Consider the following 13873-nt stretch of genomic DNA (forward strand, 5'->3'; position numbering starts at 1 on the left):
ACCGGGGCCAGAAAAGGTTAGTTTTCGGCTTCCGAACATCCCTAACGCTTGGGCTCTACCGTGCCGGAATTCAAGAGTAATCCGCGCTGGCGCCTCTGGCTTCTCCGAATCGACGCCTTTGTGGACTCGGCTGCCTGGAACTTTTCGCAAGGTTTCTCGCGGCTCTGGGGCACCCTGACAGACTATTCCAGCCTGATCCGCATGCGCGGATGGAAACGCGCATTGTTCGAACTTGCGTCCGAAGGAATGACGCTAGGCGCCGCGGGTTTCATCGTGTTGTTGGTATTTGCCATTCCGGCCTTCAAGGCGACGGAGGGCGACTGGCGCGCACGCGGCGACTACGCGGTGACCTTCGAGGACAAGACCGGCGCCACCATCGGCCGGCGCGGCATGTTCCTCGACGACAGCGTGCCGATTTCGGCGATGCCGCCCTATCTCATCGAGGCAACGCTGGCCACTGAGGACCGGCGTTTCTACGACCATTTTGGCATCGACCCGCTGGGCACTTTCCGCGCCATCGTGTCGAATGCCAAGGCAGGCGGTGTCGTTCAAGGTGGCTCGACCATCACCCAGCAGCTCGCCAAGAACCTGTTCCTTTCCAACGAGCGGACCATCCAGCGCAAAATCAACGAGGCCTACCTCGCTCTCTGGCTCGAGGCTCAGCTGTCCAAGGATGAGATCCTGAAGCTCTACCTCGACCGCGCCTACATGGGCGGCGGTACGCACGGCGTCGCGGCGGCATCGGAGTTTTATTTCGGCAAGTCGGTCAAGTCGCTGACGCTGTCGGAGGCCGCCATGTTGTCCGGTCTCTATAAAGCCCCGACGAAATATTCGCCCAACAACAATATCGCCGCTGCGCGCGCCCGCGCCAACCAGGTGTTGTCCAATCTCGTCGAGGCCGGCTTCATGACCGAAGCGCAGGTGGCATCGGCCCGGCGCAATCCGGCCACGCCGGTGCCGTCGGCGACCGGCAACGCGCCCGACTGGTTCCTCGACTGGGCCTTTGAGGAAGTGAAGCGCATCGCGCCGCCCGGCGATCGCACGATCACCGTTCGCACCACGCTCGATCCTATGATCCAGAAGACGGCCGACGCGGCCATAGCCGACAGCCTTCGGCAATATGGCCAGCAGTATAAGGTGAAGCAGGCAGCTACCGTCGTACAGAGCCTCGACGGCGGGGTTCGCGCCATGGTCGGCGGCAGCGACTATGGCGAAAGCCTGTTCAATCGTGCCGTCTATGCGCTGCGCCAGCCCGGCTCATCCTTCAAGCCTTTCGTCTACGCTACGGCCTTCATGAACGGCTACGCCCCGGACGACATGATTTCGGATGCACCGATCACCATCGGCAATTGGAGCCCGCGCAACTACGGCCGCTCCTATGCCGGTCGAATTTCACTTCGAACCGCCATCGCCAAATCGATCAACACCGTGCCGGTGCGATTGGCCGAGAGTTTTGGACGCGGCAAGATCGTCGAAACAGCCCACAAGCTCGGCATCCGCACGGAACTGAAGATTACGCGCGCCCTGCCACTGGGCGTGGCCGAGGTCACACCCATCGACATGGTCGGTGCTTATTCTGGTTTCGCTACCGGCGGCCTCAAGTCGACGCCCTACGCCATCGAATGGACCAAGACTCGCGCCGGTATCGTCACCTATGATCGGGCGCGCGACGAGCCGCCGCCCGAACAAGTCCTGCCGGAGGAGATCGCCTACGAGATGAACAGCGTGCTGTCGACCGTGGTGAGCGCCGGCACCGGCGGCAAGGCGAAGTTTCCTGGCCAGATGCAGGCCGGCAAGACCGGCACGACGCAGGCCTACCGCGACGCCTGGTTCGTTGGCTTCACCGGTTGGTACGCAGCTTCGGTTTGGTTCGGCAATGACGATTACACCTCTACCGCCAACATGACCGGTGGCACTCTGCCCGCCATCACCTGGCATGCCATCATGGAGCCGATCCATAACGGCCTCGCATTCAAGCCTATCCCAGGTGTGCCGGTGCCAGCCGATCTTATGGCCTCAACCAATAAGCCGGCAGCTGTGGCCGCGGTACCGTCGGAAACTGCGATTTCGCCGCAATCGTTGACACCGGCGGCGGTGTCCGTGATCCGCGACGTCGGCGCCAGCATGCGCGCGCGGGTCCCGGCAGCGAGAGCCCGCGAAGCCGCGCTTGTGCCGGCAGTCGCAGGCGAGCCGCTTACCCTCGTCCCCCCTTCCGTTGTCGGACGCTCCAGCGTCCTTCTCAACGGCCTTTCGCTGCTCGGCGCTTCTGACGCCGCGGCCCCTCGCTGACCGGTCGGCACCAGTGCTCGCTACTCTCCGCTTCATCCTGGTCATGCTCACCGGCATCCTTCTCGGCCTCGTCTCGGCTTGGTGGGCCGTGGGTAATCTTCGTTTCGAAGGGGGGCGCAGCATTGGCCAATGGTCGATGCAAAATGATGGCGCCATAACCAATCCCTATGAAGCGGCTCGGGCTATCAGACGTGGCGGCGGCGGCCTCGGGCCGAGCGAGGGCATCGAACTCATCACCGAGGTCAGCGCCGACAACCAGCCGCTCGAAGCAGCCTGTGCCTATCTGATCGCCGGGCCGATGCCCCAGGGCGTACTCTGGACGCTGGCGGTCTCCGACCGAAACGGCCACCTCCCCGACAATCCGGCCCGCCGCTTCGGCTTCACCTCACTTGATGCCATGACTTTCGGAGCGGAGCGGCAAATCCGCATCTCGATCGGGCGTGATGTTCGGCCTGGCGACTTTGTCGCAACCACCGGACTTTCCAATCTCCGCCTGACGCTGCGTCTTTATTCCCCCACTCTTGCGACCCGTGCGCCGGGGGCCGAACAACTTCCAACGGTGACCTCTCTCGGCTGCGAAGGAGGAGCAGCGTCATGATCGACACTGGCCTCCGCTGGTTTGCCGCCATGTTCTGCATCGCCGGGCTCACACACATTGGCGCGGTGCTCCTCGCCCCCAGCCATTCACGCGACCTTGCGTTTACCGGTGTCGATTTCAGCAAGATGGATGGCAAGCTGTCACGCGTCGGCGACAGCAACACAGCCGCCGACCTGGACCCCGCCTTTGTCAACGCTGTTTGCCGCTTCGATGACGACACAGGTCCGATGCGGCTCAGCGGCGCGATGCCGCCTATTTACTGGTCGATCGCGGCGATGGCCGACGATGGGCGGATTCTTTCGACCCTGTCCCGGGAAGACCTGCGTGGAAGCGACATCGATCTTCTCGTCGGTCGCACCGCCGCCCTTGATACCGCCCGTCAGGCGGCGGGCATCGATTCGATCCAGACCATGTCGTTGCCCGTCGATACCGGCTTCGTTCTGGTCCGCCTGTTCGCCGGCGACATCGAAGACCGCAATCGCGCCGAAGAGGCCGTTGATGGGCTCACATGCCGGCCGGCTCTCCCCGACTGACCGCGAGCTATTTCTGCGGCACCGGCTCGTCGAAGGGGTCGGGGGCGGTCATCAGACGGGAGTGGCGTTCCGGCCCGCGTGGCATTGCGGTGCGGATCGACGGCGCACCAAAGCATTTTGACGAGACGAGCGTGTCGTAGGCGCGGTTGGCGGCTGGCAGCTGACCAGAGGGTGCCTCGACCTCGAAATGATCAATAGCGTAGCGATAGGAAGCTGCCCTATTCCCCAAAGCCTGCCAAACCCAGGCAATAGTCTCCTCGTTTTCCCATACCCTCGCCTCTGCCCCCTCGTGGAGCCCCGCCTCGACGAGACGCTGGCGCCTAAGCGCACCGAGCCGCTCGACATCGTCGCGCCGCACACGCGCGGCAACTGCGCAGAATGGCGGGATCAGTGCGGTATCGGCACCGGCATCGTCAATGACTCGAGCCCACAGCGTTTCCGTGGAGATACGACCATCCGACAAGAGATAGGCATGATAGCGGCTACGATCGTAGGCAGGGGCGATTAGCGGCAAGGCTATCTGAGGGAACATGGCGGCTGTCTCAGGCGACATGGCCTGGCCACCTTTCAGGACCGGCAGGATGCGCGTCCTCTCGCCTTCGACCAGCGTATCGAGCCACCAGTCGCGAACATGCGGCGCGCGAACGAAGGCCCAGGCCCGATTTCGCAGCTCGATCTCGTCGTCAGTCAGAGGAAAGGCGGAAACCGGCTCCTTGCGCGCCTGCGATGCCACCAGATCGCCTGCCGTCGGCAATAGCGTATCGTGCAGCAAGGAGGGTTCGGCTCGCCCGAAATCACCGGTCGGACGGCCGCAGGCGGTTACCGTGATCACAACCAGAGCCAGCAATCCACCAGCTCTCCAGTCACATAAACACGCCGCCACAATGCTTCTCCGGTCACTCCGAGAAGACTCTCCCGGATTCGGGAGTCTGACGCAAGCCCGACGATGGCGACGGAGATAGCTTGCTTCAGGCAGACACCGGTCTGCGCGATACTCCACGCGGCTTACGAACCGCCCGCGTTTTTGGAGATTTTGGCGACGTTCCCGGATCCTCATCTTTGCCGGCACGGGTCGGTAAAACGGTCACCTCGCAAAAACCGGTCATCGGTTTTCGACGTGCACGAAGCATTGGCAGACCGAAAGCTATCACCTTACCCACGGCACTCTCCAAGGCCGAACCGGCTCATGGGGACTAACGTGCCAGGACGATTATCGTCCTCAAGCACTTTCGCCTCGCATAACCATCTTTCGGACGCCAGAGTTAACAAATGGTTTACGATTTGAGCGGCATTGTCACGATGTTCGACGAGCGACTGTTATTGCCAAGGTCGGTCGGCGAAATCCTCATGTTCGGGATAGCTTTGAAATGGCGTCGCCCCCCTTTTCAAGCGGCATTTTCGGCCTCGTCAAAGGCTCTGACGGCGCACGATCCCGTTCCCTTCTCAAAGATGCAACCGAACTTTACGTGTCGGAACCCGCTCATACGCGCTCCGAAATCGCCATGTATGAAGAGCTCGCGGCCCAGTTGCTCAAGGTGACGGCGCTCCAGGATCGCATTCGGATTGCCACGCTGCTCGCCGATTACAGCGAAGTGCCGTCGTCGGTTATGCGGGCGTTGCTCCACGATATATTTCCCGTTTCATCGGTGATGCTGGAAAAATCGAAAAGCATATCCGAGGGACAGTTACTGGCGCTGACAGCGACCGCCTCGCCTAGTCATCTCGAAATGATCGCCGCTCGAAAGAACCTCCAACCCGCCGTCGTGGACGCTCTGCTCGAACGCATACGCGCCGATGGCCTGCCGGCGCTCGCCGGTAACATGAGCATCAAACTTCCAGCCAATGCTCTGCGGTATATGATCGAAAGCGCGCGCGGCAATCCGCGGCTGGCCAGACTTCTCGCTGCACGCATGGATGACGTGCAGGACACGGACCTTATCGATTTGTTCCTCGACCTCGACGGTCGCGGCCGCCGCCGCGTCATACAGGCGCTGGAAATCGCCGCTCTCCGAGAGTTCGCCGCTCGTCGGCCTCTGCCGCGCGTACCGATGCCCGACCCGGACAAAGTGGCGACGCTTGCTCGTGCCTGTCTGCAGCGCAACACCGAGGCCATGTCGCGTATCCTGTCTGATCTCACTGGTCTGGACGCTGCTTTCCTGGTGCGATTGCTCGCCGATTCAGGCGGCGAACCGCTGTCGATCTGCCTGAAGGCAGCCGGCATTGACACCGGGATCGCCACACGGGTCATTCTTTTCTCTGGTGTCGAAGACACGCGCAACTACTTCGACGTCAAACGCCTCGTCGACCTCTATGAGATGGTGTCGCTTCGTTCCGCGCTGCTCTTGGTTGACCGTTGGCGCGGTGCCGCCCTCACGACAAAGCACACCCCCGTTCACGTGCCGCAAAGTCAAACGGGCACACCTGTTCGCGCGGCGACAGCCGGGACCGGCCAGAGCGAGAGGCCGGTGGAAATGCCCCAGGTCAAGCGCGATCGAGCCTGAAGGACAAGTATTCATAGAGCCGCATATTCGGCTTCATGATTGCTGCATGCCCCTCGTTTTTTGACAGATCTTGCGCTTTTCTGATCGCACCGGACTATTTGCACGGTGACGCCTCGGGAAAAACGTGACGATTCGCTCGCCTCGACGTGTCGGTTAACTATCCCAAACACGAGTTTGCGCGTCGCTCCAGCGACACCCCATCAAGGCACAGGCAACTTTAGTGTGCAGTAAGCGTCTTGCGGGAGTTTTCCTAGCATTCGCTGTTGGGAAAAGCGGTTTTCATCGTATTGGCGCCGCCCTTGTCTAAGTTCCACTTGTTTTCATTTTTGAAGCGCTGTAATGAGGTGTCCGATAGCAGATCATGGGTTTGTTGCGGTTTTGCAGGTAGAATTCGTTGAAAAGTTTTCGCCTGGCGGAGAAGTTAACGAGACGCAACAGAAATATCCAAATTCAAGCAGGACAGGTACCAAGATGAGCGAGATGGAAGACGACCTGACGATAATCGACCTTGCCGCGCATATCGTCGCCGCTTACGTCGGAAATAATTCCGTTCCGGCCGCGGAACTGCCGAACCTAATCTTCGACGTTGTGGGCGCTCTTAACCGCGTGCAGGGTGGTGCTCCGCAGGAAGTCGAAGCTGAGCCGGTTCGCCCGGCCGTCCCGGTCAAGAAGTCGGTCACCAACGACTATATCATCTGCCTTGAGGACGGAAAGAAGTTCAAGTCGCTCAAGCGGCACCTGCGCACTCACTACAACATGTCGCCGGAAGAATACCGCGAGAAGTGGAGCCTGCCGGCTGACTACCCGATGGTCGCTCCCAACTACGCTGCGGCCCGTTCGGACCTCGCCAAGAAGATGGGACTTGGTCAGCAGCGTCGCCGCACCCGCTGATCGGTTTTGCCTGACGAATGATGACAAGCCCGGCCATATGGTCGGGCTTTTCTTTTTCCCTCGCCTTGACACCACTGACGATGGCCTGCCGCTAAATCGTTGTCTGGGCAGCCCGTCGACATTCCGGCTCTGGCGTGGCGTCTTAGACCTTGGCTTCCTGGGCAATCTTGCGTAACCGCTCCACCATGGACCTCAGTCCATTGGAGCGTTGGGGCGTCAGGTGTTCGCGAAGGTTCAATTCATTGAAGATCGCTTCGGGATCGATTGATAGCACCTCAGAGACGTGCTTGCCCGAGTAGGTGGCATGGAGGATGGCAATCAGCCCCTTGACGATCAGGGCGTCGGAATCGCCGACAAAGGTCAGCACCGGATCAACCTTGTCGTCGGCAAGATGAGGCTTGAGCCAAACCTGGCTGACGCAGCCGCGCACTTTGTTATCGTCGCTATGATCGCCCTCGGCGAGCGGCTCCAGCTCCTTGCCGAGTTCGATGACGTAGCGGTAGCGATCTTCCCAATCGTCGAGAAGCGAGAAGTTTTCCCGGATTTCCTCGAGGGTCGTCGCCACGTTCCGTCTCCATGTCTGTCGCGCCGCCTCGGTATAGACCGCTGGCGGTGGTAAAGAAAGAGACCGCCGGACCAGGGGTCACGGCGGTCGAGTTCCCAGCGAACGTGGTCGCCGGGCAGGGAAATAATGGCGGCGGGCGGAAGGCCGACAGGCGAATCAAATACCCTGCGGCGCCTTGCCCGGGCCGCGCCAAGCGGGGGCGAGATCGTTAGAAGTCAGCGTCCCGTGATTGACGCTCGATGTACTGGCCTTGTCAGCGAGCGAACGATCGATGAAGTCGTAGACCATGCGGGCGCCAGTCTGGGCCTTCAGTAGGAAGGTCGTGGCGACCCGCCCACCAATCTCGCAGGCGGTGGGGTTGCGGCCACAAAAGCCGCTCATATCCGAGAAGGTCGCCTGGGCGGCGGTTGCCGCTTCGAGCGCGCCGATGGGCTGTACCCTGGCCGTCTGAGCCTGCTGCTCAGCCGTGTGATCAACGGGGATCAGGAATATGACGACGGACAACCAGAATGCCGTCCTGAGAAGAAACATCATGTTGCACTTCCCTGTTGTTCATCGCCCTTTGCGGGGCGTTCGGATCTTTCGCGGCTGAAACCGTCGCTGTCCGTTTCATGTTCCCCGATCTAGCAGGGACGTTTTAGGATCAAATTAGACCGATCATTCAAATCACACAGAAATTCGACGAAAATTTGAGTCCAATTTTATCAATCGACCCCGCCTGCGACGAACCAACACGAAATCATGAGGTTTATCGCGAGTTTCCGGTTGTCGGCATAGGCTGTTCACCCACGCTTAACCGTGAATTCGATCTTTTCGACCAAATCCCTTTTTGAGGGCGTCTCACCCCCTCGCGTCGTGCCCCCCATCAACATTCCATAAAGGCGCACGTGGCACCGTGGTTTCAGAAAAGACAAATGACCCGTACCCGAATCCTACCCGCCGACAACGGGGAGTCTTCGGAAATTCAGGGTCGGCATGCCGGCGGCGACCTCGGGATTGTTCCCGCTAGGGTTGCCGAGCCGCCTGCGATGGGGATGCGTGTTGCGTAACCGAGAGATCAGAGCCGCACTGGAGCGCTCGTTCGATCACCTTGTACATAGCTCGGTGGTTGACGACCCGGTTGAGGTCAACAGGCATAGGGGTTTCATCGCCTCGCATCTTATCAGCGGCTTTTCCGCATTCGGCCTGATTCCGCCAGCGCTCGCCATCGATGCGTCATCAGCGGGGTTCACGGCGACCACTCTGTCGATCCTCGGGCTGGAAATCCTCGTCGCCCTGTTCGTTTCCCGCACGGGCCGCCTGGCTCTGGGATTCCTCATGTCCGCGGCCATCCTGACCATGGTTGCCGTCTGGGTTGCCCTTCATACCGGCGGCCTTGGTTCGTTCGCGGTCGTCTGGTTTGCCATAGCCCCCGTCGAGGCCGCGTTGTCCGGACGCCGCTCGACCGTAACCGGTGCCGCGTTGATCAGTGGGGCAGGCTTCTTGCTGATCGCCATCCTTACCGCCACCGGTGGGGCAGGACATAGTTTTGCCTTTGCCGGCAATAGCACGAACATGAACTTTCTCGCCTGTGTGGTCGCTCTCGGCTACGCCTTGGGTGTAGCCATCACAATCGAGCGGCGGGAGCGTGCCACATCGCTGTCCATCGCCCGCCAGGAGCAGCGCTACCGCCTGCTCGCCGAGGCGATGAGCGACCTCGTGACGTGCCATAATCCCTCGGGCGACGTTACGTTCGCCTCCCCCGCTGCCATGCGCCTCATGTCGGTGCGACCGGCTGACCTTATGGCCGAGGGCCTGTTTCGCCGGGTCCACATCGGTGATCGCCCAGCCTATCTGTCCGCCGTCTCCGTGGCGCTGCACCAGGGCGCCGCGCGCGTCGAGTATCGCCTGCGCTGTGGCGATGAACAGGACACCGACGGCTGGATCTGGGTCGAGTCACACATGCGTCATCTTGCAGACGAGCAAGGCGACGATGCTGTGGTGACTGTCACGCGCGACATTTCCGAGCGTAAGCTGCACGAAGTGGAGCTTGAGCACCTGCGTGCGGATTCGGAAGCAGCCAATCTCGCCAAGACCCGCTTCCTGGCCAACATGAGTCACGAACTCCGGACGCCGCTCAACGCGATCATCGGCTTCTCCGACATGCTCAACCAGGAGCTGTTCGGCAAGTTCGAATTCGATCGGCAGCGGGAATATTCCGGTCTCATCAAAGAATCCGGCGAACATCTTCTGCAGGTGGTCAACGATATTCTCGATCTCTCGAAGATCGAATGCGGCTCCTTCGACGTCAATCCGGAGGCTTTTCGTGTCGGTCCGCTGGTTGACCGCTGCCGCCAGATGATGGCCCCGCAGGCGGAAAAAGCTGGCCTTACACTGGCGTGCGATATCGAGCCAAACCTGCCGGAACTGGTCGCCGATCCGCGAGCCTGTCGTCAGATCGTTCTCAATCTTCTGTCCAATGCGGTGAAGTTCTCGAACCAGGGTGGCCTTGTGGTTTGCTCGGTCCGCCGCCAGGGACGTCGCATGGCCATCGCGGTTCGCGACAATGGCATAGGCATCGCAGAAACGGACCTCGGCCGCGTCGGTAGTCCCTTCTTCCAGGCCGAAACCGGTTACGACCGCAAGCAGGCCGGAACTGGCCTTGGACTGTCAGTTGTAAAGGGGCTCGTGGCGCTGCATGGCGGCCAGGTGATGATCGATTCCGACCTTGGCAAAGGCACCACCGTCACGGTTCTGCTGCCGATGCAGCCGTCACGCGATGGCGTTGAACCACTTTCCCGCGTTCTGGATGTTGATCAGATCCAGCGCGTGGCGCGGAGGGCCTAATACATGGCAGGACGCAAGACCCAGGACAAAACGGGACTTGTTGCCCTCCTGTTTCGGGGAGCCGTCGGCAATCCGATGGCCACCGTCGGTGGCCTGATGATAACGGCCATCGCCATTGCCATCATGACCAACGCCCTCGTGCTGCAGCCCCGCGCCCATCCGGCCCCCCTGTTCGTTGGTACTCGTCCTGCCGCGCCGGCCGATGTCGTGGTCGCGCAGCCACCTGTACTTCGGTCGACCGACGGCTCCACGGTCGGCGCGACCGACCATAGTCTGATTGCAGACATCCAGCAGGGTCTCAAGGACTTCGGCTACTACAAAGGCGAAGTCGACGGCATCGATGGTCCGCAAACATCGCAGGCCATCCTCACCTTCGAACGAGCCTTCCGTCTAGCGCCGACGGGCGTACCGTCGAACAATGTCCTTCTGGCCATACGTTCCGTTCGGACGAAGAGCAGCCTCAACGGGGAAGCCGCCGTTGCAGCCGATCCGGTGACCGTCGCCTCCCTACCGGCGACTTCCGTCGCACCGCTGCCGCCTCCCAAACCAGGCGCCGCGGCCGCCGCGCAGCCTGTTCCCACGGAGACGCCGACAGCGGCAGTTTCGAGCGATGGCATTGCCGAACTCATCGCTTCCACGGCGCCGGTTGGTAAACCCGCCGCCCCGGTTGCGAGTGCTGCGCCAAGCCTTTCCGCTGCGAGCCCGGTGCCGGTGGTGGCGACCTCGAATACGACGTCAGCGGGGACCGCCGCCGATCCAAACTTGGCGCGCATTCAACGCTCGCTGTCGCAACAGGGCTTCGGCCCGGTTGCAATGGACGGTTTGATGTCAACCGAGACACGCGAAGCCATCAAGCGCTTCCAGGCTTATTACAACCTGCCGCAGAGCGGAGCGATCGACGAGGCGTTCGTCGCCCAGCTCGTCAAAGTTGGCGGTCTCTAGGCATAAACGCAATTTTTGGATCGAGCACCAACGGCACTGAGTGCTCGCTTGCCAAAAGCAGGATCGATGTCACCAGGCTAGACAGCCCTTGCTCCAGGCGCCGGACCGTGATTTGAACGGCAGGTTCCGCCTTCGAGCATGGCAATGGCCCGCATCACCTCCGACTTCTTCGTCTCTGCCTATGTTCGCCGGCGCAACGACGCCGGCTTTTTCACGGCGGTGGTTCGCAGGGGCGCGGCGGAAGCCGGTGCCATTTTCGTCAAGGTGTCCCATCTCGACGGTACCGCCGATCTCTATGGACCGGCACCGCAAATCTATTTCGACGATATCGACCCGTCCGTGGCCGGTGGCCGCATGTTCGAAACACTGCTCGCAGGCGCGTTGGAATCGGAGATCGACGCGCGCTTGCAATCCGAACGACGATTCGACAGCGACTGCTGGATCGTCGAAACCGAGGACCGGCAAGGTACGTCGGATCTCGATATTGTCGGAACCTGATCGCTTGACGGCGTGTTTGACTGTTGCCCCGCCGCCATCTTTGGGGATATCCCTCCAGCCGTTTTTGCAGTTTTCGGAGCGTCCATGACCGAGATGAAGCCCCCTTGCGCCGAGAAGCGGCCTGTTGTGACGACCATCCACGGCGTCGATCTCATCGATGACTATGCCTGGCTTCGCGCCGACAACTGGCAGGATGTTCTGCGCGACCCGGATCTGCTCGACCCGGCCATCCGCGCTCATCTCGAGGCAGAGAACGCCTTCTGCGACGCCTTCATGGCCGACACCGTGGGCCTGCAGGAGGCTCTGGTGGCAGAGATGCGCGGCCGCATCCTCGAGGACGACTCGTCGGTACCGCTGCCGGACGGGCCCTACGCCTACGCCAGCCGCTATCTCACCGGTGCCCAGCATCCCCGCCTCGTCCGCACGCTACGCGACGGAGGCCCGGAGGAATTGCTGCTCGACGCCGACCAGCTCGCTCGCGGCAAGCCCTATTTCAGCCTGGGAGGAGCAAGCCACAGCCCCGACCACAAGCTGCTTGCCTATAGCGTCGATGACACCGGCTCGGAATTTCATGTGATCCGCGTCCGCGATCTCGACGCCGATGCCGACCTCCCCGACGAGATTCCCAACACCTCCGGTGGTGTCGCCTGGGCGGCCGACTCTCGCTCCTTTTTCTATACTTTCATCAACGACAACCACCGTACCGAGAAGGTCCTGCGCCATGTGATCGGTACGCCGGCCTCAGAAGACATCATCGTCTACGTCGAGGAAGATCCCGGCTTTTTCTGCGGTGTCGACAAAACCCAGTCTGGCCGTTTCATCGTCATCGATTCCCATGACCATCAGACGGCCGAGGTGCGCCTTATCGATGCCGCCGCGCCGGACAGCCCGCCGCGCCTGGTGACGGCACGGGAGACCGAGGTCGAGTATTCGATCGAGGATGATGGCGACGATCGCGTTTATATTCTGACGAATGCCGACGGCGCCGAGGACTTCAAGATCGTCAATGCGCCGCTTAAAAGCCCGGGCCGCGACAACTGGATCGACGTCGTCGCCCACGAGCCGGGTCGACTTATCTTGTCGATGTCCGTCTTTCAGGGGCGGATGGTGCGGCTTGAGCGGGTGGGCGGCCTGCCGCGCATCGTCATCCGCGAGCTATCGAGTGGTCACGAGCATTCCATCACTTTCCCCGAGGAGGCCTATTCGCTCGGGCTATCTGGGTCCTACGAGTTCGACACCAGCGTCGTCCGCTTCACCTACTCCTCACCGACCACGCCGGCGCAGGTCTACGACTACGACATGGAGACCGGCGAGCGCTTTCTGAGGAAGACGCAGGAAGTGCCCTCCGGTCACGAGTCTTCCGACTACGTGACGCGCCGCGTCATGGCGCCTACGGCCGATGGCGAGAGCGTACCGGTTACCCTGCTCTACCGCGCCGATACGCCGCTCGACGGCTCAGCGCCTTGCCTTCTCTACGGCTATGGTGCCTACGGTATCGCTATTCCCGCGTCGTTTTCGACGCGTATCCTGTCACTGGTGGACCGCGGGTTCGTCTATGCCATCGCCCATATTCGCGGCGGCAACGAAAAAGGACACCGTTGGTACCTCGCCGGTAAGCGTCAAAACAAGCCCAACACCTTCAAGGACTTCATCGCAGCGGCCCGTTATCTTTGCGAGCAGGGCTTCACCTCGGAGGGCCACATCGTCGCCCACGGTGGCTCGGCTGGCGGCATGCTGATGGGGGCGGTCGCCAACTGGGCGCCTTCGCTCTGGGGTGGGGTGATGGCCGCGGTTCCCTTCGTTGACGTGCTCAACACCATGCTCGACGCGACGCTACCGCTTACCCCGCCGGAATGGCCCGAGTGGGGCAATCCGCTCGAAAGCATCGACGACTTCCAGCTCATCGCATCCTACAGTCCTTATGAAAACGTCATGACACAGGACTATCCTCCGATGTTCGTGCTGGCGGGGCTCGCCGACCCGCGCGTTACCTATTGGGAGCCGGCAAAATGGTTGGCCCGTCTCAGGGCGCTCAAAACCGACGACAATGCGCAGGTGATGCATGTCAACATGGACGCCGGCCACGGCGGCGCATCCGGCCGCTTCGACGAATTGAAGGAAACGGCTCTCGAATATGCCTTCGCATTAAAGGTGATGGGCAGAGCTAACTAATTCGTTTTGCTCACCGAATGGTGCATGGGAGCCATGAATCGACTCGTGTCTCATTGCC

General features: G+C 61.3%; 12 protein-coding genes. 9 read left to right on the forward strand and 3 right to left on the reverse strand.

The window, feature by feature from the left end:
- Positions 1-60: 60 nt before the first annotated feature.
- Genes AB6N07_RS19830 through AB6N07_RS19840 form a run of 3 tightly spaced genes read left to right on the forward strand, consistent with a single transcriptional unit; the run spans position 61 to position 3420 of the window.
- Positions 61-2289, forward strand: coding sequence for a transglycosylase domain-containing protein (locus AB6N07_RS19830; protein ID WP_370674780.1), 2229 nt, complete (start codon positions 61-63; stop codon positions 2287-2289).
- 13 nt (positions 2290-2302) lie between these two features.
- A complete protein-coding gene (locus AB6N07_RS19835; RefSeq protein ID WP_370674782.1) occupies positions 2303-2887 on the forward strand; it encodes a DUF1214 domain-containing protein in 585 nt (194 codons plus the stop codon).
- Positions 2884-3420, forward strand: coding sequence for a hypothetical protein (locus AB6N07_RS19840; RefSeq protein ID WP_370674783.1), 537 nt, complete (start codon positions 2884-2886; stop codon positions 3418-3420). The genes AB6N07_RS19835 and AB6N07_RS19840 overlap by 4 nt, the downstream gene beginning before the upstream one ends.
- 7 nt (positions 3421-3427) lie before the next feature.
- Here AB6N07_RS19840 and AB6N07_RS19845 read toward each other — a convergent pair whose 3' ends face one another.
- Positions 3428-4267, reverse strand: a complete 840-nt coding sequence (locus AB6N07_RS19845; RefSeq protein WP_370674784.1) for a hypothetical protein — start codon at positions 4265-4267, stop codon at positions 3428-3430.
- 655 nt (positions 4268-4922) lie between these two features.
- Here AB6N07_RS19845 and AB6N07_RS19850 point away from each other — a divergent pair.
- Positions 4923-5921, forward strand: coding sequence for a DUF2336 domain-containing protein (locus AB6N07_RS19850; RefSeq protein WP_370674785.1), 999 nt, complete (start codon positions 4923-4925; stop codon positions 5919-5921).
- 471 nt (positions 5922-6392) lie between these two features.
- Positions 6393-6812 carry a MucR family transcriptional regulator gene (locus tag AB6N07_RS19855; RefSeq protein WP_370674786.1) on the forward strand — a complete coding sequence of 140 codons (420 nt, stop codon included), beginning with the start codon at positions 6393-6395 and terminating at the stop codon, positions 6810-6812.
- A 142-nt stretch (positions 6813-6954) separates the two neighbouring features.
- Here the strand turns inward: AB6N07_RS19855 and AB6N07_RS19860 are convergent, their stop codons facing one another.
- Both AB6N07_RS19860 and AB6N07_RS19865 read right to left on the reverse strand, forming a co-directional pair.
- Positions 6955-7377: a SufE family protein gene (locus tag AB6N07_RS19860; protein WP_370674787.1), complete on the reverse strand. Its 423-nt coding sequence runs from the start codon at positions 7375-7377 to the stop codon at positions 6955-6957.
- Positions 7378-7533: 156 nt separating this feature from the next.
- A complete protein-coding gene (locus tag AB6N07_RS19865; RefSeq protein ID WP_370674788.1) occupies positions 7534-7911 on the reverse strand; it encodes a DUF5330 domain-containing protein in 378 nt (125 codons plus the stop codon).
- A gap of 507 nt (positions 7912-8418) precedes the next feature.
- On the opposite strand from AB6N07_RS19865, the gene AB6N07_RS19870 reads away from it, so the two are divergent.
- The 4 genes from AB6N07_RS19870 to AB6N07_RS19885 all read left to right on the forward strand — a co-directional run bounded on the left by AB6N07_RS19870 (position 8419) and on the right by AB6N07_RS19885 (position 13815).
- Positions 8419-10203 carry a sensor histidine kinase gene (locus AB6N07_RS19870; RefSeq protein WP_370674789.1) on the forward strand — a complete coding sequence of 595 codons (1785 nt, stop codon included), beginning with the start codon at positions 8419-8421 and terminating at the stop codon, positions 10201-10203.
- Positions 10204-10206: 3 nt separating this feature from the next.
- Positions 10207-11145, forward strand: coding sequence for a peptidoglycan-binding protein (locus tag AB6N07_RS19875; RefSeq protein ID WP_370674790.1), 939 nt, complete (start codon positions 10207-10209; stop codon positions 11143-11145).
- Positions 11146-11289: 144 nt separating this feature from the next.
- The gene (locus tag AB6N07_RS19880) at positions 11290-11643 is read left to right on the forward strand and encodes a DUF1491 family protein (RefSeq protein WP_370674791.1); all 354 of its coding nucleotides are present in this window, start codon (positions 11290-11292) and stop codon (positions 11641-11643) included.
- 84 nt (positions 11644-11727) lie between these two features.
- Entirely contained in the window at positions 11728-13815 is a 2088-nt protein-coding gene (locus tag AB6N07_RS19885; RefSeq protein WP_370674792.1) for a S9 family peptidase, read from the forward strand.
- Positions 13816-13873: the final 58 nt, after the last annotated feature.

It is taken from the genome of Pleomorphomonas sp. PLEO, assembly GCF_041320595.1.
In the GTDB taxonomy this organism is placed as follows: Bacteria; Pseudomonadota; Alphaproteobacteria; order Rhizobiales; family Pleomorphomonadaceae; genus Pleomorphomonas.

Excerpts from the sequence above, each read along its gene's own strand:
- AB6N07_RS19840 (WP_370674783.1), top strand. The coding sequence starts at position 2,884 with ATGATCGACACTGGCCTCCGCTGGTTTGCCGCCATGTTCTGCATCGCC.
- AB6N07_RS19865 (WP_370674788.1), bottom strand. The coding sequence starts at position 7,911 with ATGATGTTTCTTCTCAGGACGGCATTCTGGTTGTCCGTCGTCATATTC.
- AB6N07_RS19885 (WP_370674792.1), top strand. The coding sequence starts at position 11,728 with ATGACCGAGATGAAGCCCCCTTGCGCCGAGAAGCGGCCTGTTGTGACG.
- AB6N07_RS19875 (WP_370674790.1), top strand. The coding sequence starts at position 10,207 with ATGGCAGGACGCAAGACCCAGGACAAAACGGGACTTGTTGCCCTCCTG.
- AB6N07_RS19880 (WP_370674791.1), top strand. The coding sequence starts at position 11,290 with ATGGCCCGCATCACCTCCGACTTCTTCGTCTCTGCCTATGTTCGCCGG.
- AB6N07_RS19855 (WP_370674786.1), top strand. The coding sequence starts at position 6,393 with ATGAGCGAGATGGAAGACGACCTGACGATAATCGACCTTGCCGCGCAT.
- AB6N07_RS19850 (WP_370674785.1), top strand. The coding sequence starts at position 4,923 with ATGTATGAAGAGCTCGCGGCCCAGTTGCTCAAGGTGACGGCGCTCCAG.